The following is a 24,965-nucleotide window of genomic DNA, read 5'->3' as shown; positions in this document are numbered from 1 at the left end:
TTTGTTAATCAGTCAACTCTACTTTTGCTGGTATTAACAATAAAAACAATAAAAAAGCGTATGAAAAACTATTTGATTACCTTAGCTGCCTTGTCGTTGACATTGATGAGCTGCAATAACCAGAAGCAAGCTGAAACGATTACTTTAGGTCCGAATCCTTTCATTACTCACATGTACACAGCCGATCCTTCGGCCCATGTATGGGAAGACGGACGTTTGTATGTTTATGCTTCTCATGATGTTGATCCTCCGCGTGGGTGCGATTTGATGGACCGCTATCATGTATTCTCCACGGATGATATGGTGAACTGGACGGATCATGGTGAAATACTGAACTCTTCGCAGGTGTCTTGGGGACGTAAAGATGGTGGCTTCATGTGGGCACCCGATTGTGCATATAGGAATGGTATTTACTACTTTTACTTTCCGCATCCGAGTGGTGATGACTGGAACAATACCTGGAGAGTGGGTATAGCTACCAGTAAACATCCTGCCAAAGACTTTACTGTACAGGACAAGTATATTGAAATGATAGGAATGGAAGACGATTGCTTTGCTATGATAGACCCTTGTGTCTTTGTGGATGATGATGATCAGGCTTATTTCTATTATGGCGGTGGAGGCCGTTGTGTGGGTGCCAAAATGAAGGATAATATGATGGAATTGGCAGAACCGCTGCGTGCAATGGAAGGTCTGAAAGATTTTCATGAGGCTGCCTGGATACATAAGAAAGACGGTGTGTACTACCTGTCCTATGCTGATAACCATGCGGAGAATGGCAAGGGAGCTAATCGTTTGAATTATGCAACCAGTAATTCTCCGTTAGGACCGTGGACATATCAGGGCATTTATCTTGAACCTACAGGTTGCGATACAAGTCATGGCTCTGTTGCTGAATATAAAGGAGAATGGTTTGCTTTCTATCATAATAGCTCTATCTCAGGCAGAGGAAATCTTCGTTCTATCTGTGTAGATAAGCTCTATTATAATCCGGATGGTACCATACAAGTGGTGACACAAACTAAATAACCTTTTATGCGAACAAATTAACTGCTTTATTTAATTTTAATCGGCTATTAAGTCTTTTTTAATCGAAAGGGAAAGCGTCTGTCCATATATTTGCCTTTGCGAATAAATATAAATTAAAACTGTTATATTATGAAATTTACACATTGCTTAGCCTCAGTGGCCTTAGTCTCTGTTTTAGGTGCTTGTGGAGGAGTACAAAATCAAGTAACCGATGTAAAAGGTCCGGTTGACTATGTAAATCCCTACATGGGAAATATCAGCCATTTGCTGGTTCCTACTTTCCCCACTATCCATTTACCAAACAGCATGCTCCGTGTTTATCCGGAACGGGCAGATTACACAACGGATATGTTGAATGGGCTTCCTTTGATTGTGACCAGTCATCGTGGCAGTTCCGCTTTCAATCTGAGTCCGTATCAAGGGGATAAACTTCGTCCGGTTATAGCTTACAGTTATGATAATGAGATATTGAAACCTTATTACTATGAGGTGATTCTTGATGACGAAGAGATCAAAGTAAAGTATGCACCTTCCCACCAGTCTGCTCTCTATCAGATAGATTATAGCCAGCAGGATAAGCCTGTGTACATGATGATCAATTCACGTAACGGTGCTATCAAGGCAGGTGACGGAGTTGTGAGCGGTTACCAGCAATTGGAAAATAATACGCGGGTCTACCTGTATATAGAGTCGGACGTTGCCCCTATAGAAGCCGGTATTTTGGCTGATGGTAAAATAGATGTCGACAAGAAAGAAGCTGAAGGTCGTAATGCCTGTGCTGTTATGCACTTTGCAGATGGAACGAAAACAGTCAATCTGCGCTATGGGATTTCATTTATAAGCGAAGAACAAGCCAAGAAAAACCTGCAACGTGAATTGCCACACTATAATCTGCAGGATTTAGCGGAAAAAGGACGTCAAATCTGGGATAAAGCATTGAGCGATATTCTGGTAGAAGGCGGCAGCGAGACAGATAAACAAGTGCTTTATACCTCGCTTTATCGTGTATTCGAACGTCCGGTCTGCATCAGCGAAGACGGCCGTTATTTCAGTGCATTCGACGGAAAGATACATGATGATAATGGCGAGCCATTCTACACGGACGATTGGATTTGGGATACTTATCGTGCTGCCCATCCTTTGCGTCTGCTGATTGACGAAGGAACAGAAAAGAATGTGATTGATTCTTATCTGCGCATGGCGGAACAGATGGGAGATATGTGGATGCCTACTTTCCCCGAAATCACAGGTGACTCTCGCCGTATGAACTCCAACCATGCCGTAGCGACTGTGGCCGACGCGGCCTCTAAAGGATTACAATTCGATTTGGAGAAAGCCTATGAAGCTTGTCGCAAAGGTATAGAGGAAAAGACATTGGCACCGTGGTCGGGTGCCGCTGCCGGTTGGATAGACGATTTCTATAAGAAGAACGGATATATCCCGGCGCTCCAGGCAGGAGAGAAGGAGACGGATCCGAATGTACATCCGTTTGAGAAACGTCAACCTATTGCCGTTACTCTGGGAACTTCCTATGATCAATGGTGCTTATCGAGAATCGCCGATATGCTGGGAAAGAAAGATGATGCTGCCCATTATCTGAAATGTGCTCATAATTATCGCAATGTGTATAATGCTGAAACAGCTTTCTTTCATCCGAAGGATAAAAACGGCAAATGGATTGAACCGTTTGATTATCGTTTCTCCGGAGGTATGGGCGCCCGTGAATATTATGGCGAAAACAATGGTTGGGTGTATCGTTGGGATGTTCCCCACAATGTAGCTGACTTGATTGCCTTGATGGGAGGTAACGAACAGTTCATCGCCAATCTGGACCAGACTTTCCGTGAACCGCTGGGGCGTGGCAAGCATTCTTTCTATGCACAGATACCTGATCACACGGGTAATGTAGGTCAATTCTCGATGGCTAATGAACCGAGTTTGCATATCCCTTATCTCTACAACTATGCCGGTCAGCCTTGGAAGACACAAAAGCGTATCCGGCAGTTGTTGAAGACATGGTTCCGTAATGACCTGATGGGATTGCCGGGAGATGAAGACGGTGGCGGTATGTCGGCATTTGTCGTATTCTCTTCTTTAGGTTTCTATCCGGTGACTCCGGGCTCCCCGTCTTATAACATCGGCAGCCCTTTGTTTACTAAAGCTAAAGTGATGCTGAGCAATGGAAAAGTGTTTGAGGTAGAGGCGCAAGGCGCATCGGACGAAAACAAATATATCCAGTCCGCAACATTGAATGGCAAGGAATGGAATAAGCCCTGGTTCAGCCATGACGACATAAAAGATGGAGGAAAACTGGTATTGATAATGGGCGACAGACCCAATAAGGCATGGGGCAGTGCAGGTGATGTAGTTCCTCCATCGGCAGAAAAATAAATAAGATATAAGTCAATAGGAAAATATCATGAAAACATTTAAAAAGATTGTATTTACAGGATTATTGTTTCTGATAGCCTGTACCATTCCGGTACAGGCTCAAGAGTTGTATAAAGATGAAAACGCGCCGATGCACGAACGTATCATGGACTTATTGTCACGTCTGTCGGTTGAGGAAAAGATTAGTTTACTGCGTGCTACGTCACCGGGCATTTCCCGTCTGGATATTCCTAAATATTATCATGGTAACGAAGCGCTTCATGGAGTGGTTCGTCCGGGACGCTTCACTGTGTTTCCGCAGGCCATCGGACTGGCGGCTACTTGGAACCCTGTGTTGCAGGAACAAGTGGCTACGGTTATTTCTGATGAGGCCCGTGCCCGTTGGAATGAACTGGACCAGGGACGGGAGCAGAAGAACCAGTTCAGCGATTTGTTGACTTTTTGGTCACCTACAGTGAATATGGCGCGTGATCCGCGTTGGGGGCGTACTCCTGAGACATACGGTGAAGACCCGTATCTGAGTGGTATCATGGGTACTGCTTTTGTGAAAGGTTTACAAGGCAATGATAGTCGTTACTTGAAGATTGTATCGACTCCCAAACATTTTGCAGCCAATAATGAAGAACACAATCGTTTTGTATGTAATCCGCAAATATCAGAGAAGCAACTTCGCGAATACTATTTCCCGGCCTTTGAGGCTTGTGTGAAAGAGGGTAAGTCCGCATCTATCATGTCCGCTTATAATGCGTTGAATGATGTGCCATGTACGCTGAACGCTTGGCTGCTGACCAAAGTGCTGCGTAATGACTGGGGATTCAAGGGCTATGTGGTTTCCGATTGCGGAGGTCCTTCCTTACTGGTCAATGCGCATAAGTATGTGAAGACTAAAGAGGCTGCGGCTACTCTCTCCTTAAAAGCCGGTTTAGACTTGGAATGTGGCGATGATGTATATGATGAGCCTTTGTTGAGTGCCTACCGTCAGTATATGGTTACGGATGCTGACATAGATTCGGCTGCCTATCGTGTGTTGCGTGCACGTATGCAGTTAGGGTTATTCGATAGCGGAGAAAAGAATCCTTATACGAAGATATCTCCGGATGTGATAGGGTCGGCAGAGCATCAGGAAGTAGCTTTGAATGCGGCGCGTGAATGTATCGTGCTGCTTAAGAATCAGAAAAAGATGTTACCGCTCAATGTCAAAAAGGTAAAATCGATAGCTGTGGTGGGCATAAATGCCGGTAATTGTGAGTTTGGAGATTATAGTGGTTCGCCGGTGATTGCTCCGGTCTCGGTGTTACAGGGTATCAAAGATAGGGTAGGCGATGGCGTGAAAGTGGTATATGCCCCTTGGAAATCAGCCGTAGACGGCATGGAGCTTATACAGGGTACCAATTTCCCGGAAGGATTGAAAGCCGAATATTTTGATAATACGAAGTTGCAGGGGACTCCGAAGGTGCGCAAAGAAGAATGGATTAACTTTGAGCCTGCCAACCAGGCACCTGATCCTTTCTTACCTAAATCTCCTTTGTCAGTTCGCTGGACAGGAAAACTACGTCCCACGGTCACCGGACAATATACATTCAGTTTTACATCAGATGATGGTTGCCGCTTGAGCGTTGACGGCAAGATGCTGATTGATGCATGGCGGGGACATGCAGTCCGTACAGATACAGCTACTATTTATCTGGAAGCCGGAAAGGATTATCAGTTGAAGGCGGAATACTATGATAATCGTGATTATGCTGTGGCGAAACTGCAATGGCGGGTTCCTCAGGTTGGCAAAGTCACTCGTTTGGATTTGTATGGTGAGGCCGGAAAAGCGGTGCGTGAGTGTGAGACCGTAGTTGCTGTATTAGGCATCAATAAGTCGATAGAACGTGAAGGACAAGATAGGTATGATATTCAGCTTCCGGCAGACCAGAGGGAGTTTTTGCAGGAAGTTTACAAGGTGAATCCGAATATCATAGTTGTATTGGTTGCAGGCAGCTCGCTGGCTATCAACTGGATGGATGAGCATATTCCGGCTATAGTGAATGCTTGGTATCCGGGTGAGAGCGGAGGAAAAGCTGTGGCTGAGGTTTTGTTCGGTGATTATAATCCGGGAGGCCGTTTGCCGCTGACTTATTACAAGAGTCTGGATGAACTTCCTCCGTTTGATGATTATGATATCACTAAGGGACGTACCTATAAGTACTTCAAAGGGGATGTTTTATATCCTTTCGGTTATGGTTTGAGCTATACTTCATTCAAGTATTCCAATTTACAAGTGGAAGATGGTGAGGACGAAATAAATGTTTCTTTCCAATTGAAGAATACTGGTAAATGTGCAGGGGATGAAGTGGCACAGGTATATGTGAAACTGCCTGAACGGAATGAGGTAATGCCTGTTAAAGAGTTAAAAGGCTTTGAACGTGTTTCGTTGAAGGGAGGTGAGAGCAAGAAAGTTACTATCAAATTGCGGAAAGACTTGCTACGTTATTGGGATGAGGAGCAAAGTCAGTTTGTACATCCTTCCGGTGACTATATGATTATGTTAGGTGCATCTTCCGCTGATATCCGTTTGCAAAAAATAGTGCCGGTATTGCAAAAGGCTAATTGACTGATATCTCACCTTGAAAAATAAATAACAATGAAACGAAGTGTTCAAATTCAATGGATATTTTGTCTCTTATTGGGTTGTACTACTTCATTAGTAGCTCAGAATGTGGCAAATTGGGGATTGACTCATCCTCAGCCAAAAGAGACATTGCCGAAATCGAAAGTGCAAATCATGATGCCTTCTCCGAGAGCACAGATACCGGTGGAGGCGGTCGTAGAAAAAGTAAGCGAGAATGATTTCTTGTTGAACCGGGGCTGGAAACTGACGGATGGCAAGAACGGTTGGTATAATGCGACTGTCCCGGGTACAGTATTAACTACTTTAGTGGACCAGGGAGTATATCCTGATCCTTATTATGGACTGAATAATCTCGCAATTCCCGACACCCTTTGTAGGATGGATTGGTGGTATCGTTTGGAATTCAATTCACCTGTTCCTGTGGGAGGTAGAGAAGCTTGGTTAGTTTTTAAAGGTATAAATTATCAAGCCGAGATATGGCTGAATGACGTATGTCTGGGTACAATGAAAGGTGCCTTTATCCGGGGTGAATTTAATGCAACGGATCATTTGGTGGATGGTAAGAATACATTGGTTGTTCGTATTCTTCCACCACCTAACCCGGGAATTCCTCATGAACAGTCTCCATCTGCCGGCAATGGAATGAATGGCGGACAATTATGTTTGGATGGACCGACCTTTATCTCTTCAGAGGGTTGGGACTGGGTACCAGGCATTCGCGACCGGAATATAGGTATCTGGCAGGATGTACATTTACGTTTCACGAATGGCATTCGTCTGCATGATACGCAGGTGGTTACTCATTTGACACTACCGGATACTACGGTCGCTGAAGTTATTGTACGTACGGAAGTAGAAAACCTGCAATCGGTAGCCAAGCAAGTATCGGTTGACTTGAATCTTGAAGGTAAACAGATAACTCAGGAGGTAAGCCTCGCACCTGGGGAACGAAAGGTAGTAGTCTTTGTTCCGGATGTTTATGAAGCATTGGCGCTGAAATCTCCCCGCCTATGGTGGCCAAATAATTATGGTCGTCAGGAACTTTATACGATGGATGTGTCTGTAACGGAAAAGGGAGTACCATCGGATTCCAAGAAAGTGCGTTTCGGAGTCCGTGAACTTTCTTATGAATTGGAAATTTGTTTTCCTGACGATTCTATCCGTCGGATGGAATATCGCCCGACCGTAATGGGGCAGGGTGAACCTATTTTTGATAATATAAACCGTAAATATATTGAAGACGGCATGTGTATGCCTCGTCTGAAAAAGAATGTCTCTTCTGATATTCTTGTGCCGGCACCGGACAAAGCTATGCAGCATTACATGGTGATAAAAGTAAACGGCAAGCGTATCTTCTGTAAGGGAGGAAACTGGGGGATGGATGATGCTATGAAGCGTGTTTCGCGTGAACATCTCGAACCTTACTTCCGTTTGCACAAAGAAGCGAACTTTAATATGATCCGTAACTGGACAGGTGAGAGTACGGAAGAGGTTTTTTATGAATTATGTGATGAATATGGTATGCTGGTATTCAATGATTTCTGGTTGAGTACGCAAGGTTATAATATGCCGGTAAATGATGACAACCTATTCCTGCAGAATGCGGAAGATGTTGTGGTGCGTTTTCGTAATCATCCTTCCATTGCTGTTTGGAATCCCCGTAATGAAGGATTCGCTCCTGCTTATATTGAAGAACGGCTGGCAAAGATGATTGCAGAGAAAGACGGTACCCGTTATTATAGTCCGAACTCTACACATTGTAACCTAAGACCAAGCGGCCCATGGAACTATCATAAGAATCCGGTAGATTATTATCGTAACCGGGCACATGGATTCAATACGGAGCAAGGTTCGACTTCCATTCCTACGGAAGAATCTATTCTGGCTATGATGGATGTGAAAGATGCCTGGCCTATCAGTGATGTTTGGTATTACCATGATCTACATGGGGGACAGAGGGAATTTATGGAAGACATAGATCGGAAATATGGAAAGCCGACGGACTTGAAAGACTTTAGCCGAAAAGCACAGATTGCCAACTATGACAGTCATCGTGCCATGATGGAAGCATGGAACAGTAAAATGTGGAACAGTACAAGTGGCCTGTTGCTCTGGATGAGCCATCCGGCATGGCCCAGTATGGTCTGGCAAATCTATTCTTGGGATTATGAAACCTTCGGATCTTTCTATGGTTGCCGCAAGGCGTGTGAACCTGTCCATATTCAGAAGAATCTTGATGACCAGAAAATAATAGTAGTGAATACTACTTTAAAGGAAATGAAAGGAGCCAAAGCTATCTATGAAGCTTACTCTCTGGAAGGTAAATCTTTGTTCCGACGGGTCTTGAAAGTAAATGTAGCGGCCAATGGAACAACAGAATGTTTTGTGCAGGATAAGCCTCTTGACATTACCGGGGTATATCTGGAACGTCTGCTTTTGACTGATAAATATGGAAGGACAGTTTCTGTCAATGATTATTGGCAGGACAATGGTAAAGGAAACTTTCTGGATTTTAATTCATTGGAGGATGCCTCGGTAGCTTGTAAACTAATCAGTAGAAAGAATAATCGGGTACAAATTGAATTACGTAATACAGGCGCAAAGCCTGCCATTGCCTTGAAACTAAATGTACGTGAGCCGGATACAGACAAACGTATCCTGCCTGCTTATATCTCAGACGGTTATTTTAATTTATTATCGGGAGAAAAGAGAACTATTACAATAGAATATATGCCGCAAAGAGAGGCTGCGATTTCTATAGAAGGATATAATTTGAAGCGCGGCAGGTTGTTAACTCTGAATTAAGAAAGTAAATATATGTGGAATAAGAAGATACTATACTCTGCTTTGGTTTGTATAGCATCGTTGGGATTGTATGCCCAACCAGTTATACGTCAGGCTCATTCCAATCGTTTTCCTGCAACTTATGATAGGTGGCAGGAAGCCTTGCTAGCCGGCAATGGTAAGATGGGAATCATGGTTTTTGGAAATCCTCTGCATGAAACGGTTGTTTTCACCGACCGTTTCTTCAACTTCCCTGGTGCAAAGTCACGTACGTTTGCCGAAGTACCTCGTGATACACTTGATTTAATAAAGAAATATTGTGCTATCGGAAAGTTTAAGGAAGCGAATGATCTGGCTGTACGTACTTCCCATTGGCATGATGGAGGCGAAGGCGGTAGGCATCCCGGTTTTGTGCTCAAGATTGATATGGATGCGGATGGGGAAATAAAAGACTACCGCCGCATTAGTAATTACGAAACCGGAGAAATAATAGTTCGGTGGAGTGACGACCGCGGAGAATGGGAGCGTCGGTCATTTGTTTCTCGGGATGCCAATGTTTCGGTATTCGAACTGCAAGCACCAGCTTCCGGTGGTCTGAGTTGCGCAGTCAGTTTGCAAATGCTTGAAGAGATGAATTTCCCGAAAGGAATGAGAGTGAATAACCTGCATGCGAAGGATTATCTGAATATCCGTGTGAATTATGCTTCGCCAATGGATGCGGAAGGTTATGAAGGGGGGATTCGGGTAAAACAGTCGGGCGGTTCCAGTTTTTTACGTAATGACACTTTATATATACAGAATGCCTCGAAAGTACTTTTGCTGGCACGTACTGAAAAGTACGCTACGGATTGTATGGCGGAGTGGGATAAAGGTTTGTTGAAAGAAGCATTGAATAAGATAAAACCGGATTATAAATCCCTTGTGAAGGCTCATAAGGTTATACATACTGCAATCTTCAATCGTGTGGAGATGGACTTGGGTGCATCTCCTGCCGAACGATTGCTATCTAATGAAGAATTGTTGGAAAAACAGAAGCAAACGGATTCACCTGTATTGGCATTGTGGGAAAGGATTTTCTATGCAGGAAGATATCATTTCTTGTCTTCCGGTAATGAACTGACGCCTCCTGATTTATTAGGAATCTGGACAGGTGATTGTAATGCGGGATGGGGAGGTTATTATCATTTGGATGCAAACCTGAACTTGCAGGTCAGTGCTGGAAATATCGGTGCTATGCCCGAAGTGATGGAGGGGTATTTCCATCTGAATGAGGTTTGGCGGAAAGATTTTGAAATCAATGCTACTAAACTACTAGGCTGTCGCGGTATGCTGGCCTGTGGTAATACCCCCGGACTTTCCTCCGGATTGATGGCTTCTATCAATGATTTTTATCCATATCATTATGCTACGGGTGAGGAAGCCTGGCTGCTTTATCCTTTTTGGGAACACTACCTGATAACGGAAGATAAAGAGTTTCTGAAGGATCGCTTGTTTCCTTTACTGAAAAGTATGGGAGATTTCTACGAAGACTTCTTGAAGTATAAGGATGGGGAAGGGCATTACATTATTGCTGGTTCTGTTTCACCGGAAAATCAACCGTCAAACTTGCGGGTATCTTTGCTGAACAACTCCGCTTTTGATCTTTCCGGAGCTCGTTTTTTATTGTCTACCTTAGTTAAAGTATGCAATTTATTGAATGAAGAACAGGGCCTCAATGGTGGTAAGGCTCGTTGGCAAAGTCTGTTGGATGCACTGCCTCCTTACCAGATTAATGAAGATGGGGCTATCAAGGAGTGGAGCTGGCCGGGCTTGGCTGAGAGTTATAACCATCGGCATTCCAGCCATTTGATGATGGTGTGGCCTTATCGTGAATTTTCGGAAGGCAGGACTCCGGAACTTTATAAAGCAGCTCATAGGGCTTTGCAGATGCGCGACCGTCACAATTATGAGAATGCGGGACATGGATTCCTGCATGCGGCTTTGATTGCCGCAGGGTTGCATGATGATGCTTCTTTAAAAAACAAGTTGCTGACGCTGACTCAAAAAGACTTTTACTTTAATAGCCTGTCTACGGCACATTACCCGAATTTCGGAACTTTTTGTACAGATGTCTGCCATGCAGTACCGGGTGTGTTGATAGAGATGCTGGTGGGGTCGGATGAAGAAGGTATTGAATTGTTGCCTGCTTTGGTGGATGGTATTGAACGTGGCTGTATCAATGGAATAAAAGCACGATGCGGAGTGACAGTGGAACAACTCTCATGGAACCTTTCTGATAAAAAGGTATATGTCAAGCTCTGTTCTACAAAAGACCGGAAAATAAGATTGAAACTTGGGCAATGGTATGATGAAGTCATTTCATTGCGAGGTGGAAGAGTTGAGAAGGTTACAATCACTTACTGAGATCTATTAATTACTAATATCAAAACACATTACTTATGAAAAAGAAGTTTTATCCGATTTTTGCTTTGTTCCTGGCGGGATTTATGCTCTCCTGTCAATCTTCTAAAAGTAACTCAACGAAAGAGGAAGTTACCGGGATTGACAGTATGGCTCCGAATCCGTTTATCACGCACATGTATACAGCCGATCCTTCGGCACATGTATGGGCGGACGGACGTTTGTATGTATATGCTTCGCATGATATCGATCCTCCGCGTGGTTGCGACTTGATGGACCGTTACCATGTGTTCTCTACAGACGACATGATACATTGGAAAGATCATGGTGAGATATTGAATTCATCACAAGTTCCTTGGGGGCGCAAAGAAGGTGGATTCATGTGGGCTCCCGACTGTGCCTACAAAGATGGTACGTACTATTTTTACTTTCCGCACCCCAGTGAAACCAAAACAGACAAGAGTTGGAAAATTGGTGTGGCTACCAGTAAGGAACCGGCTGCTAACTTTACCGTGCAGGGCTATATAGAAGGGATGGATCCGTTGATAGATCCTTGTGTATTTGTGGATGATGACGGTCAGGCATACATTTACAACGGAGGCGGAGGAATTTGCAAAGGTGGTAAGCTGAAAGATAATATGGTTGAATTGGATGGTGAAATGAAAGATATGGAAGGTTTGGAAGATTTCCATGAAGCCACATGGATTCATAAATATAATGGAAAATATTATCTTTCTTATTCAGACAATCATGATGAAAACTGGAATGATGGTGTGAAAGGAGATAATCGTATGCGCTATGCCATCAGTGACAATCCGCTCGGCCCCTGGAAAGCTATGGGTATCTATATGGAGCCTACGGATAGCTATACTAATCATGGTTCCATCGTAAAGTATAAAGGTGAGTGGTTTGCATTCTATCACAACAGTGCTTTGTCCAATCATGATTGGCTACGTTCTATTTGTGTAGATAAACTATATTACAATGAGGACGGAACCATTCAAATGGTAAAACAGAGAAAATGAAATATTTTATGAGGTTTGTAAATATTATTTTATTGTTCCTGTTAGGTGGAACCGTTTCAGCGCAGAAAGTCGAGTGGTATGTTACCACTCAGACTTCTCCGTGGGTGAAGCAGAAGGTAAAATCAGAGCGGACAACTATCGGAGCAGAAATAGTGCTTGACCCGACTCAACGCTTACAGTTGATTACAGGTATAGGCGGCTGCTTCAATGAAATGGGCTGGGACGCACTGAATGTATTATTGGCCGGAGATCGTGAGGCTGTTCTTCAAGCTATATTTGGTAAAGAAGGGGCTTGTTTTGATTATTGTCGTCTTCCGATGGGAGCCAATGATTTTGCTATGAGTTTCTACTCTTCGGCTGATATTGCAGAGGACTTTAATCTGGTGAATTTCAATATTGACCGTGACCGATATATTCTGATTCCTTATATTAAGGCTGCCCGTCAGGTAAATCCTGACCTGCGTATTTGGGCTTCTCCCTGGTGCCCTCCGGTATGGATGAAGACAAATAATCATTATGCTTCCGCTGTTCGCCCGTCGGGAGAAAAAGATGTGAACGGGCTTTTGCCGAGAGAAACAGTCGCTGAATTTAGCACCGGTTTCCGGATGGAAGAAGGGTATCTGAAAACGTATGCAGATTATTTTGCACGCTTCATTAAAGCCTACGAGGCAGAAGGATTACCATTGGAATGTATCCATGTGCAGAATGAACCTTGTTCCAATCAGGTATTTCCCAGTTGTAAATGGCGTACGGAAGATTTGACATTCTTCTTGGGACATTATCTGGGACCGACTTTTGAAAGAGAAAACATCCAAACAGATATTTATTTCGGAACCATTAATACGGCCAATCCGGATTATGTGCGTGTTGCCTTGAAGGACGAGCAGGCAGCTAAATACATAAAGGGAGTGGGCTTTCAGTGGGATGGGAAAAAGGCTATTTCAACCATTCATCGTGAATATCCGGAATTAAGGCTGATGCAAACTGAAACAGAATGTGGTAACGGAGCAAATACATGGGATTATGCCGAATATACATGGAATTTGATGAAACATTATTTCAGTAATGGTATCAATTCTTATCATTATTGGAATATGATTCTTCCTACTCCGGGTATCAGTCCTTGGGGCTGGAATCAGAATTCGATGGTTTCCATCGACAAGAAGAAACAGACCGTGACGTATAATCCGGAGTTTTATCTGATGAAGCATTTAGGGTATTCTGTGCGTACGGGTGCCTATAGACTGGAAACACCGTCAGATAAAAATATGCTGGCTTTTATAAATCAGGATGGCACTGTCAGTGTTATTGCTGCTAATGTAACTGATACGGAAGAGACGATGAGTCTTGAAATGGAGGGACAGAAAGTTACATTAACTCTACCACCTCACTCTTTCCATACGGTAAGCTGGAAGAAATAATTATCTCAGCTGGTTTTCTGTAAGAATCTGTTTTAATAATGCTGAGTAAAATTTAATCGAGTTCTAATATATTAGAAAATAATTTTTTGTTTTAAATACTTTATTATACTTAGTTTGTAGTAAAAGTTGGTTATAATGAAGTCTTTATTTAATGACCTGTATATGAGAATGCTATGAATATAAAATATCTTTCTTATTTCTTCTGCTTGCTTTGGGGGCTGGCAGTATCCTTTTACTCAATTCCCGTTCAGGGAAAAAATGAAAATTGTATTTCTAAAAGCAAATGGTACGAAGGGGACCGTTATGATTTCAAATTCCAGGGACGTGATGCTACTGTTGTTGTACCCCAAAAAGCAGCTACCGGTAATCCGTGGATATGGCGTCCGGCTTTCTTCGATGCATTTCCATCTGTTGATAAAGCTCTGTTGGAAAGAGGCTTCCACGTAGTTTACTTGGATGTTACGAATGATTATGCCAGTCCATGGGCTATTGAATTAGGCAACTGTTTCTACAAGGAGATGGTGGAGAATTACGGGCTTTCTTCTAAAGTAGTAATGGAAGGATTTAGTCGCGGAGGACTCTATTCTATCGTTTGGGCTTCCCGAAATCCGGATAATGTTGCTTGCCTCTACCTTGATGCACCGCTCAGTGATGTATTTACTTGCTTGAAGAGACTCCATAAAGCGGCATGGAAAACTTTATTGAAAGAATGGAATCTGACAGAAGAAACCATTGACCGCTTCGACGGCAATCCTATAGACAATTTGGAGCCATTGGCTAAAGCGGGTGTGCCCATTATCAGTGTTTGTGGAGATAGCGATCGGAGCGTGCCGATTAAAGAGAACATGATGGTGATACGTAAACGTTACCTGGCATTGGGTGGAAATGTAGAATTGATAATAAAGCCGGGATGCGACCACCATCCGCATAGTCTTGAAGATCCTCAACCTGTGGTCGATTTTATAATGCGTCAACAGCCGGAGTATAAGAAATACCAGCACTACACCATTCGTGGTAGCTTGCACAACTCGTTCATTAAGTTTGAGCGGGAACGTCGGGGAAGGGTAGCTTTTATCGGTGGATCTATCACGGAAATGGTGGGGTGGAAAGATATGATGGAACAGCAGTTACAACAGCGTTTCCCTTTTACGGCTTTTGAGTTTGTAGAAGCTGGCATCAGTTCTACCGGGAGTACTCCCGGAGCCTTCCGATTGGATAATGATGTATTGTCGAAAGGTAAGATAGACTTGCTGTTCATTGATGGATCGGCAAACGATATGACAAACGTTTTTACGCCCGAGGAGCAGGTACGGGGAGTGGAAGGAGAAATCCGTCATGCTTTGGAAGTTAATCCGGAAACGGATATCGTGTTGACTCATTTTGCAACGGACGGCTTCCTGCCTATCATTGCTAAACGGCAGATGCCGGATGCTATTTTAAATCACGAGCGGGTGGCAAATCATTATCGGGTGTCATCCGTCAATCTGGCACAAGAGATTTCAGAACGATTGCAGGACGGGCAGTTTACCTGGAAAGATTTTGGATATGCACATCCTCATCCTTATGGGCAATCTATTTATACTGCTGCCATCAGTAATTTGCTGGATGGCATGCAGAGGGAAATAAATGCTGAAAGTATACGCCGGCCGCATGATGTTCCTGCCATGCAACTCGATCCATACAGTTACACCAAAGGGCATTTTATTCCTCTCAGCCGTGTGCGTATCGGTCGTGGTTGGAAGATTATAGACGATTGGAATCCGGACAATAAATATGAAAAGCGAAAAGGATTTGTACATGTTTCCATGCTGGAAGCAACACGTCCGGGCGATAGACTGACGCTTTTTTTCAAAGGAAGAGCTATCGGGATTTTTTGTGTTTGTGGACCGTCGGCAGGTATGCTGGAATATAGTGTGGATAATGCACCGTTCAAGAAACTGGATACTTATACAGCATGGAGTTCAGCCCTGTATATTCCGTGGGTATACATGTTGGAGACAGAGTTGAAGGACACTGAGCATACATTGCGCTTGCGTATCTCATCCGTCAAAAAATCCCCGTTCGTTGGGCACGGAATGTCAAATAAGGAACTTTGTGGTTAATAAATAAGAATTTTATGTAGTTATTATGTGATCTGTTAAGGACTCAGTTTTAACTTTACTCTTGCTATAATATACTGAAACAATGAAAAAGATATTTCTGTATCTCAGGTGGAAAAATCATTTATCTGAATACTATTATCGAAATTTGATATGGTTCTTTATTGAGTTTCATATATTTCGGATCGGTGTCAAGAATCAACAAAGAGAGAATGAAATGTCTTTTAGAAGTACTTAAAAATAAATTATATCATGAAAAGTTACACACTTACCCTATGTATTATAATGTTCCCATTGATTGTTTCTGGTCAAAATCCTACATTGAAAAATAAGAGTTTGTATGAATTGGAAGCCATAAGAGACAGCATGAATAAGGTATTATCCGAAGAAATCTTATTCCGTAAAGATAGTGTAAATCAAAAGCTGTATAGAGTAGCCTATATAGCTCCTACGGATAGTTTGGAAATAGCCGAATGGCCATATAATCGGACTGTTGGTACAAATACCTCCTTACATTCGATAGAAATAAGAGAAAACGATACAAAGGTTACCTTTCTGCAACCTATATACTGGGATTGGCAATGGCTCAACTATGGCAAAGGTTACACCATTGTAGATAGAGTAACAGGAGATAAGTATAAAGTACGTGGATATGATGGGGGAGGAGAGCTAGGCAGACTCATGATCATTCAAAATTGTAATGGAAAAGCCATCTATGTTAGCCTATTGTTCCCTAAATTAGGGAAAAATGTGAAAAAGATTGATATTATTGTATATCCTCATAAGGATGATATTCATCCGTCAAATCCTGCTCCTGGTGATGGAACGGCATATCTTAATATTAATATTGAGGACTATTTAGTTAAGTCTTCAAAAGCCCCCCAAATATATGACTAGTATATAAAGAATCTTTTAGTCTTGTATTTCTTCTATTTGAATGGCATAGCTTCAATAAAAGAAATACAGGGCTAAATACGAAGAATATTTTATTCCCTTTCAGATTTCTTCCTTTATTTTGTAAGGTTTTATATTCGTAGTTCTTTCCTTGCCCCCAGAATCTTTCAATTAAATTGAAGCTTAGCGAATAAGATGGCAGAAATATCTGCTGTATTTCGTTTCCTTTTATTCACTTATTTCGTTTCTTGTTTTCTGTAATAGTGCGTATTGTTGTGAATGATGTATATACAGGCGATTTTAGAGTGCTTATTAATGGCTTTCTGATATAATGTCTTCATAGATTGAATATTCCAATCTTCACGATCCGATATTATCATATCGGCAACAGTATAAGCATTAAGTAAGCTGTTCCTTGGCAATTTTATAAATCAATTGCTTTTAGCTATAGGAGTTCATACTAAAATTACTAGAAAGCCTAAAATTAATGTAATATTAATTGGTTTTTATGTAAATTTTATATGATTTATTAATGTTTTGCTTATAGTTTTGCTTTCGTTTTTAATATATCAAAAACAAAAATAATTGTTAATTAAATTACAAACAAAGAAAAGTGTATTATGAAAAAGCACCTTTTTAAGAAGAACAAAAGCGAGAAAGAACGGGTTCGGAGTTTTTCGTGTGTTCAGAAGCAACAGCGCCACTATCGGATAGCTGTGCCACTGGTATGTCTTGTATTTGGTCTCTGTGCCTGTGAGGAATACAAGTTTCCGGTGACAGATGTGCCGGGGCAGTTTGAGTTTATTCCGCCTAGTGATGTAGACAAGTTGGCTGCCGAGGGAGCTGATGGACAAATCAAATTGACATGGAATGTTGCCTTATCAGAGTCGTTGAAAGCAATCCATGTGACTAACCAGAACACTGGTCAAGAACAGGTAGTAGGAGGTACTGATACGGAAGTTGTCTTTACCGGCTTGACTAACTATGAGAAGTACACATTTATGGTTAAAACAGAGAATCAGAATGGTCAACTTGCTTATGGCGTTACGATTAGTGCCAAACCATGGGTACACGATAATGTGAGTCCTGGTGCGGTGATTGATTTGACCGGTTATAAAATGGGAGATGAAACAGCATTTGCTGTATGGAAAAGTCCTGAAGACAATGACGTGAAAGAGTTTAGAATTGAGTTGGGTACTTCGTCCATGACTGTAGATGCAGAAACTACTGTTGCTTCTATCATGGGTGATATCACTCAACCATTGAAAGTGTATGCCATTGACTATTCCGGTAACATTTCTGTAGCAGCAGAAACACTAGCCAATGCGCCTGTAGTGACTATTGATGGTTATGATGATGGAGCAGACTTTGTTGGATTGAATCCAGCTATCAACAGTAATGATATCCCGAACAAAACGACTGAGTATATTCGAATTCACAAAGATCCGGTTATTACAGGCATTGATGGTTATGTGCTTTATTATGAGGGCACTGAAATGGCTAAAACTGCTAGTGCAGTACCGGGTGAAATGGAGACGTTGACGATGCCTATGCAACAAGGGAAACGTCTTTGGGTAGATGATGCTAAAACAGACGGTTATTGGCTTGTGCCTGTACAGGTTGGAATCATATCTGGTGGCAAAGAAATCTCCAGATATGACTATCTGACTTACAACAATATACCTGGTACGTTACAGTTGACTACTGCAGACTTTATCAATAATGAAAATCGCGGTGATGGTGGAGCTATCAGACGTAACAATGATGGTAATCTCTATACCAGTTTGCTTGGTAACAATGATGGTCCTGAAGTGTGGTGTACGTATACCATTAATGTACTGGAAGATGGTGACTATGACGCATTCATGTTCTATTCTAATGAAGCAAACAAACCCTTCTGGCTTTCGGTAGATGGAGGTGAGAAAGTAGAGGGTAAAACAGGAGTAGGTGGAGTAGGTACAGGCAACTGGGATTTCTATGCGCCGGCAGACCCTGTCACTCTTTCTCTTACAAAGGGACAGCATGAATTACGTGTGGATATCACCCCTGGTGGTTGGAATTGTCAGAAAATTATTTTTAAGAAGAAATAAGCTATGAGAGCACTAACAAATATAAAAAGAAAAATTGGACGGTTTGTGGGCATAAGCGCATTGCTGCTTGTTGCTGGCGTAGCCCATGCGCAGCAGACCAAATCAATCCAAGGTTTGGTGTTGGATGAAACCAATCAACCATTGATTGGTGCCACAGTTCGAGTAACTAACGTTAATGGTGGAATCACCGATGTGGATGGGGTATTCAAATTGGATAATGTACGAACGGGAGATACATTGAAAGTATCTTATATCGGTTATCAGGATTATCGGCAGGTAGTTAAAGCAAACGATAATTTCTTCCGCATTTCCTTGTCGCCGGATGAGACACAATTGGAGGAAGTAGTAGTAGTAGGATATGGACAACAGAAGAAAGCTTCGGTGGTAGGTGCCATCGCAACAGTTTCAGTAAAGGAACTTAAGCAAAGTCCTGTGTCCAATGTATCTAATGCCTTAGCCGGACGATTACCTGGGTTGATTACTGTACAACGTTCCGGTGAGCCGGGGGCGGATCAGGCGACTTTGTATATTCGCGGTATCAGTACATTCGGTTCTGGACAAGACCCGCTCATCTTGATTGATGGTATTGATCGTGGTAAGGAAGGACTTGCCATGATGGAATCTTCGGAAATTGAGAATATCAGTATCTTGAAAGATGCCTCGGCTACAGCTGTATATGGTGTACGTGGTGCGAATGGTGTGGTACTTGTTACTACCAGACGCGGTGCAGTGGGTAAACCTGTCATTTCCTTCTCGGCCGACTTTGGTCTGCAATCGCCCTCTTCAATGCCCGAACTGGTAGGTGCGTATGATATGGCCGTGTTGACAAATGAAGCTTTGGTGAACAATGGTCAGTCTCCCAAATATTCACAAGATCAGTTGAACATATATAAGAGCGGAGGAGGAAATCCTTTCTTGTATCCTGATATTGATTGGTTTGATGAAGTGTTGAAGAAAAATGCTTATATGCAACAGTACAATGCCAGTATTACCGGGGGATCGGAGAAAATGCAATATTTTGTGTCTGCTAATGTGTTGAGACAAGAAGGTATATTCCGCCGTGGTGCTTACAATGATAATTATAGTACTAATGTAAGCTATACCAAGTATAACTTCAGAAGCAACCTTGACTTCCAGTTAAATAATGTCATTTCAGCTAAATTGACCTTGGCAGGTGTGATTGGCGATAAACGTCGTCCGTCGTCTGGAGTGAACTCTATCTTTGAACGAGCTCGTGTAGCCAGTCCAAATGTGACGCCTATTCGCAATCCGGATGGTACATGGGGAGCTCCTCCAACGACTAATCACAATGTGCTTGCCCATTTGGTATCTCATGGCTATTCTAAGGAAGCAGAATCGGCTATTACTGCTACATTGGGTGCTTCCGCCGACTTGTCGGAATGGGTAAAGGGATTGAGTGTGAATGTTGATTTCTCTTTCGACTTCGACAACTTATATACATACGATCACAGAAAAGATGATGATATGTTTACTTTTGGTCCTAATGTTGAAACCTATCCTCATATGGTAATCGGCAGCCCGTTAGGATTTGGAGGAAATATTAATTCCTACAATACCAGATACGTAATTGAGCCCTCTATCCGCTATAACAATACGTTTGGTAGTGACAAACAGCATGCCGTTTCCGGTTTGATATTGATGAATGCACAAGAGAATACCGTACGCGATCAGGAAGTTGCTTATCGCCGTTTAGGAATAGTAGGGCGTGTGACTTATGGTTACAGAGACAAATATTTGGCCGAGGTGAACGCCGGTTACAATGGTTCCGAGAACTTTGCTCCGGGCAATAGATTCGGTTTCTTTCCTTCCGCTTCCGTTGGATGGGTATTTACAGAAGAAGATTGGTTCAAATCAAACAAGGTGCTGGATTACATGAAACTGAGAGCTAGTTATGGTATGGTAGGTAATGATAATATTGGTGGCGAACGCTTCTTCTACGAAAGTCGTTGGGGCGGCGGTGGCGATGCTAAATTCGGTATCAATAAAGGCGGAACAGGAAACGGTGGTGGATTGAAAGAAGTCCGTAACGGAAATCCTGGCTTGACGTGGGAAACCGCTCATAAGTTCAATTTCGGTTTTGACTCCCGTTGGTTTAATAATCGCTTCGAGTGGACCACTGATGTGTTCTATGAAAAAAGAACCAATATCCTTACCAATATAGATATTGTTCCGGCCACCTATGGAGGACCTGCGATTACAGCCAATGCAGGAAAGGTAGAAAATAAAGGTATTGAGTTGGACGGAACATGGCACGAAAGGTTAAACAAAAACTTTGATTATTTTGTAGGTGGTATGTTCTCTTTTGCTCGCAATAAAATACTCGAAAGACCGGAAACTCCGAGAGCTTATCCATACTTGCAGCAGGTAGGCTACCGCGTAGGTCAGGCTAGAGGATTTATCGCTGAAGGATTGTTCCAGTCGGAAGAAGAAATTTTGAGAAGTCCCGCTCAGTTCGGACCTCTTTATCCGGGTAATATCAAGTATGCGGATATCAACGGTGATGGTGTCATAGACGATAATGACCAGCATCCGATAGGATTTACCAATGTTCCTGAAATAATGTACAGTGTGAAAATGGGCTTCAAGTACAAGAACTTTGACTTTAGCTGTCTGTTCCAGGGAGCAGCCAATGTGAACTATGATTTCAGAACCGGTGCCAATATGCCGTTCAATAACGAAAACAGTACACCTATCGTTGAATGGTTAGATCGCTGGACACCGGAGAATCGTGACGCGAGCTTGCCTCGTCTTATCCCTGCGATAGGATCGACAGGTAACGATGGAAACAGAAGCAGTACCTTCTGGCTGAAAAACGGTAACTACATCCGTTTGAAGAATATAGAGATCGGTTATACACTTCCTGATAGTTGGATGAAAGCCATTAGAGGAACTGATGCTCGTCTTTATGTCAATGGAATAAACCTGGTGACTTGGGATAAAGTTCCGGTATATGACCCGGAAAATACAAATGCCAGCTATCCTTTGATGAAAGTAGTCAATGTCGGAGTTAAAGTGTCATTCTAAAAAAGTGATGAAATGAAAAAGAAAAATTATTTATTGTTAGGGCTTACAATGCTCTTATGTTCATGTCAGGATTATCTGGATAAACCTGCAAGTAATGATATGGATATCGATAAAGCCTTTGCAACAGTGATAGAGGCGAAAAAAGTGATGAATGATATCTACTCTGAAATGTATGGTAACGCCTATAATGTGACTGCTCGCGGAGTGATATATGACTGTGCTGCAGATGATGGAATCGGTGGTTACGCCCCCTTGTGGACGGACAAAGTCCAGTTTGGTATGTGGACGCCGGATGACGGTGGTGGCGATGGTGAGGAAGGTTCCATCCCTACTATCGGTTACTGGAGAAATACCTATAGGAGAATTCGTAAGGCTAATTTGTTCTTGGAAAACATAGATAGAGCGCAGGGATCAGAAGAGGATAAAGTTCTGATGAAAGCGCAAGTCAGATTTTTACGCGCATTCTTCTATGAAGAGCTTATCAGACGTTTTGGAGGAGTTATCATCTTAGACCATTCTGTGGATCCTAACAACTATACAGAGCTGACCAATCAGCCTCGTAACACGTTTGAAGAGTCAGTAGAATGGGTGTGTAACGAGTTGGAAATGGCAGCCAGGGATCTTCCTTCGAATGTTGCGGCCACTCCTAATAAAGTAGGTATGGCTACCAGTGCAGCTTGTTATGCTTGTATAGCCCGTTTACGTCTTCAGGCTGCCAGCCCGTTATTTAATACAGATTCTCCTGTGTCATCCGAGTATACTGATATCCAGTGTTATATGAATTATGATAAATCAAGATGGAGAAAGGTTGTTGAGGCTTGTAAAAAGGTTATGGATGATCCCACTTACTCTTTGGAATCTCCACAGTCTGAACCTGACGATCCGGAGTTGGAACCGGGTACTTGGGAATATTATTATCGCAAATTTGTTGATAGGCAGTTTAAATATACGCCGGAAATCATTTGGCTTTCTCATCCTACTATTGACGGTCGCTGGGAAGGTATCAATGCACAGTGGAGAAATCGTACGGAAAATGGTTTCCACTGGATGAACGGTAGTTATCAGTTGGCTATGGAATTTGAGATGTATCCCAGCGGATTGATGCCTTCAGATCCGGAAAGTGGTTACGACTTTACTAACGCCAAGCAGGGCGAAGATCGTGATCCTCGTTTCAAGGCTACCCTCGCATTCCCTGGTGCCAAGTATGATAAATATACTTATCAACCATGGGCTGGCGGTTCGGATTCGAATAATCACGGTTGGGCGGAAGCTGTTCTCACTGGAATTTGTTTACAAAAGTACATCGATCCTATGTTCTCGGATTCAGATCCAAACAATGGAGGTCGTGGTAATTGCCGCAGAAACTTCACTCGTATTTTCGCCTTGAATGAACTGTTGTTGAATTTTGCAGAAGCACAGAATGAGCTTGATGCCACTCCTTCTCAAGCAGTTTATGATGCTGTCAACCGGATTCGCAACCGTGTAGGTATGCCTGATCTACCTACTGGGCTGACTCAAGCTGAGATGCGTCAGAAGATTTGGCACGAGCGTCGTGTAGAGTTGGCTTTTGAAGATTTCCGATTCTTCGACATCCGTCGCTGGAGAATAGCAGAAGAAGTGATGAATGGTAAATACATCCAAGGATATGATGTTCCTAAACCGCAAGATGGAGGTTTCTATAATATTGTGAATGTAAAAAGGCCGTTAATCTTTCTGAAGAAGGATTATCTGTTCCCGCTTGGTACATCAGAAATATTGATGAACCCTGCACTTCAGCAAAATCCGAACTGGCCTAAGTTATCAACAGCAGCTAATTAATAAATAGAATGAGAAATATGAAAAAATATATCTATCTGTTTATTATGCTTGTATGCATAATGAGCAGTTGCACAAGACCCGAAGACGGATTAGTGATTCCCCCCAGCATAAATGCCAATTTGACCCGCTTCCGAGTGTATCAGAATCAGAATATTTATTTTGATGCGACTATCGATCAGGAAGCTCACACAGTGTCACTTACCATTCCGGAAGGAATTGATAAAACGACTATTCGCCCCGAGATTATTGTGTCGGAAGGAGCGGTAGTAACACCGGCATCGGGCGCAATGCAAGATTTTACCAATCCGGTTGAATATACAGTTGTGTCTCCAAATGGTGAGACAACCAACGTCTATACAGTTACAGTAAATTATTAAAGAGTAAGCAATATGAAAAAATATTTTATAGCACTATTCTTTTTGCCGTTGTTATTGATTGCATGCGAAGAAGAAGGTCCGCTTCCACCGATGCCTCCATACATTTTTTTCAATAATGATGTAAATACGTATGTGATAGATCCGAGTGATTTCTCTCTGACCGATGATCCGGAAGCGAAGGTGGATACCATTGTTGGTAGAATATATGCCCAGCAAAAATTCCGGTCCTTTACCATGGGAGATTCTGTGATGACATCTGATATTTTAGGAGATAGTATCTCTCGGATATTCAAGTTAGCTGTGCCGCTTGAAGGTAAAACGGAGGATTTTGACGTTTCTTTTATGGTGACTGACCAAGTAGGTAATACAGTGTCTACTCCGTTTCACTATCTTATAGCTAAGCCCATTGATACCTATACCGTGACTTTGGGGGCGCAATATAATCCTTACTTAGGCTTTTTCTTCTCATTTGAGGACAAAAAAGTGTATACAGTGTCTGAAATGAAAGCAATGAAGAACCCTCAAGGATTCTGTTTCGGCTATAACATAGGTAAAAAAGAGATCCTGTTCGTTTCTCCGTCTGACTTGATTCTGCAGAATATTTTGCCCGATTACAAAGCAGGCTACATTACCAGTTTCGTGAGTGTACCGGCTGTAAAGGGAAAACCCATCACTAAGAGTGTGTTTGATAATATGACGAATGACGCGTTGATGCGCAATCTCAATATGATTGAATACGCTACCTTTAGTACGGCTACGGTGAATGAGGGCATGGCTTATCTGTTTAAGAATGAAGATAACTCTGTTCGAGGTATGATGTTTGTTGAATCATTAACGTCAGGTGTGGGTGGAAATGTTACACTGACCATTAAAATGATGCGATAAAAAGCAACAGAACATAGATCTCTAATTAGTTAACCTGCCATAAGTCCGATTAAAACTCGGCTTATGGCTGGTTTCGTTTATGAGAGTTAA

General features: G+C 42.5%; 13 protein-coding genes and 1 pseudogene. All 14 read left to right on the top strand.

The window, feature by feature from the left end:
* The first annotated feature begins 60 nt into the window (after positions 1-60).
* The 14 genes and pseudogenes from VYM24_RS02535 (at position 61) to VYM24_RS02470 (ending at position 24,875) form a co-directional block, all read left to right on the top strand.
* The gene (locus VYM24_RS02535) at positions 61-1,029 is read left to right on the top strand and encodes a family 43 glycosylhydrolase (protein WP_291550267.1); all 969 of its coding nucleotides are present in this window, start codon (positions 61-63) and stop codon (positions 1,027-1,029) included.
* 129 nt (positions 1,030-1,158) lie between these two features.
* Positions 1,159-3,420 (top strand): GH92 family glycosyl hydrolase, encoded by a 2,262-nt coding sequence (locus VYM24_RS02530; RefSeq protein WP_299095307.1) that lies wholly within the window; start codon positions 1,159-1,161, stop codon positions 3,418-3,420.
* 28 nt (positions 3,421-3,448) lie between these two features.
* Positions 3,449-6,019, top strand: coding sequence for a beta-glucosidase (locus tag VYM24_RS02525; RefSeq protein ID WP_291550265.1), 2,571 nt, complete (start codon positions 3,449-3,451; stop codon positions 6,017-6,019).
* Positions 6,020-6,049: 30 nt separating this feature from the next.
* Complete coding sequence (locus VYM24_RS02520; RefSeq protein WP_291550264.1) at positions 6,050-8,842, top strand: glycoside hydrolase family 2 protein; 2,793 nt, start codon at positions 6,050-6,052, stop codon at positions 8,840-8,842.
* A gap of 12 nt (positions 8,843-8,854) precedes the next feature.
* A complete protein-coding gene (locus VYM24_RS02515) occupies positions 8,855-11,224 on the top strand; it encodes a glycosyl hydrolase family 95 catalytic domain-containing protein (RefSeq protein ID WP_330941368.1) in 2,370 nt (789 codons plus the stop codon).
* A gap of 35 nt (positions 11,225-11,259) precedes the next feature.
* Positions 11,260-12,246 carry a family 43 glycosylhydrolase gene (locus VYM24_RS02510; protein WP_291550262.1) on the top strand — a complete coding sequence of 329 codons (987 nt, stop codon included), beginning with the start codon at positions 11,260-11,262 and terminating at the stop codon, positions 12,244-12,246.
* A gap of 8 nt (positions 12,247-12,254) precedes the next feature.
* Positions 12,255-13,667: a glycoside hydrolase family 30 protein gene (locus VYM24_RS02505; RefSeq protein ID WP_330941367.1), complete on the top strand. Its 1,413-nt coding sequence runs from the start codon at positions 12,255-12,257 to the stop codon at positions 13,665-13,667.
* A 173-nt stretch (positions 13,668-13,840) separates the two neighbouring features.
* A pseudogene (locus VYM24_RS02500) lies at positions 13,841-15,776 on the top strand (SGNH/GDSL hydrolase family protein).
* A gap of 242 nt (positions 15,777-16,018) precedes the next feature.
* A complete protein-coding gene (locus tag VYM24_RS02495; protein WP_330941365.1) occupies positions 16,019-16,663 on the top strand; it encodes a hypothetical protein in 645 nt (214 codons plus the stop codon).
* Positions 16,664-17,280: 617 nt separating this feature from the next.
* Entirely contained in the window at positions 17,281-18,750 is a 1,470-nt protein-coding gene (locus tag VYM24_RS02490; RefSeq protein WP_299095285.1) for a hypothetical protein, read from the top strand.
* 3 nt (positions 18,751-18,753) lie between these two features.
* Positions 18,754-21,795 carry a SusC/RagA family TonB-linked outer membrane protein gene (locus VYM24_RS02485; protein WP_291550256.1) on the top strand — a complete coding sequence of 1,014 codons (3,042 nt, stop codon included), beginning with the start codon at positions 18,754-18,756 and terminating at the stop codon, positions 21,793-21,795.
* Positions 21,796-21,807: 12 nt separating this feature from the next.
* Entirely contained in the window at positions 21,808-23,613 is a 1,806-nt protein-coding gene (locus VYM24_RS02480) for a RagB/SusD family nutrient uptake outer membrane protein (protein ID WP_291550255.1), read from the top strand.
* A 17-nt stretch (positions 23,614-23,630) separates the two neighbouring features.
* On the top strand, positions 23,631-23,990 hold the full coding sequence (locus VYM24_RS02475) for a DUF5018 domain-containing protein (protein ID WP_224320780.1): 360 nt from the start codon (positions 23,631-23,633) through the stop codon (positions 23,988-23,990).
* A 12-nt stretch (positions 23,991-24,002) separates the two neighbouring features.
* On the top strand, positions 24,003-24,875 hold the full coding sequence (locus VYM24_RS02470) for a hypothetical protein (RefSeq protein ID WP_224320779.1): 873 nt from the start codon (positions 24,003-24,005) through the stop codon (positions 24,873-24,875).
* Positions 24,876-24,965: the final 90 nt, after the last annotated feature.

Source organism: Bacteroides sp. MSB163 (assembly GCF_036416795.1).
Classification (GTDB): domain Bacteria; phylum Bacteroidota; class Bacteroidia; order Bacteroidales; family Bacteroidaceae; genus Bacteroides; species Bacteroides maternus.
Note: the sequence above shows the minus strand (reverse complement) of the source record. Positions and strands in the feature narration are given on the sequence as shown.

Excerpts from the sequence above, each read along its gene's own strand:
- VYM24_RS02480 (WP_291550255.1), top strand. The coding sequence starts at position 21,808 with ATGAAAAAGAAAAATTATTTATTGTTAGGGCTTACAATGCTCTTATGT.
- VYM24_RS02485 (WP_291550256.1), top strand. The coding sequence starts at position 18,754 with ATGAGAGCACTAACAAATATAAAAAGAAAAATTGGACGGTTTGTGGGC.
- VYM24_RS02470 (WP_224320779.1), top strand. The coding sequence starts at position 24,003 with ATGAAAAAATATTTTATAGCACTATTCTTTTTGCCGTTGTTATTGATT.
- VYM24_RS02530 (WP_299095307.1), top strand. The coding sequence starts at position 1,159 with ATGAAATTTACACATTGCTTAGCCTCAGTGGCCTTAGTCTCTGTTTTA.
- VYM24_RS02505 (WP_330941367.1), top strand. The coding sequence starts at position 12,255 with ATGAGGTTTGTAAATATTATTTTATTGTTCCTGTTAGGTGGAACCGTT.
- VYM24_RS02520 (WP_291550264.1), top strand. The coding sequence starts at position 6,050 with ATGAAACGAAGTGTTCAAATTCAATGGATATTTTGTCTCTTATTGGGT.
- VYM24_RS02510 (WP_291550262.1), top strand. The coding sequence starts at position 11,260 with ATGAAAAAGAAGTTTTATCCGATTTTTGCTTTGTTCCTGGCGGGATTT.
- VYM24_RS02525 (WP_291550265.1), top strand. The coding sequence starts at position 3,449 with ATGAAAACATTTAAAAAGATTGTATTTACAGGATTATTGTTTCTGATA.
- VYM24_RS02490 (WP_299095285.1), top strand. The coding sequence starts at position 17,281 with ATGAAAAAGCACCTTTTTAAGAAGAACAAAAGCGAGAAAGAACGGGTT.
- VYM24_RS02535 (WP_291550267.1), top strand. The coding sequence starts at position 61 with ATGAAAAACTATTTGATTACCTTAGCTGCCTTGTCGTTGACATTGATG.
- VYM24_RS02475 (WP_224320780.1), top strand. The coding sequence starts at position 23,631 with ATGAAAAAATATATCTATCTGTTTATTATGCTTGTATGCATAATGAGC.
- VYM24_RS02495 (WP_330941365.1), top strand. The coding sequence starts at position 16,019 with ATGAAAAGTTACACACTTACCCTATGTATTATAATGTTCCCATTGATT.
- VYM24_RS02515 (WP_330941368.1), top strand. The coding sequence starts at position 8,855 with ATGTGGAATAAGAAGATACTATACTCTGCTTTGGTTTGTATAGCATCG.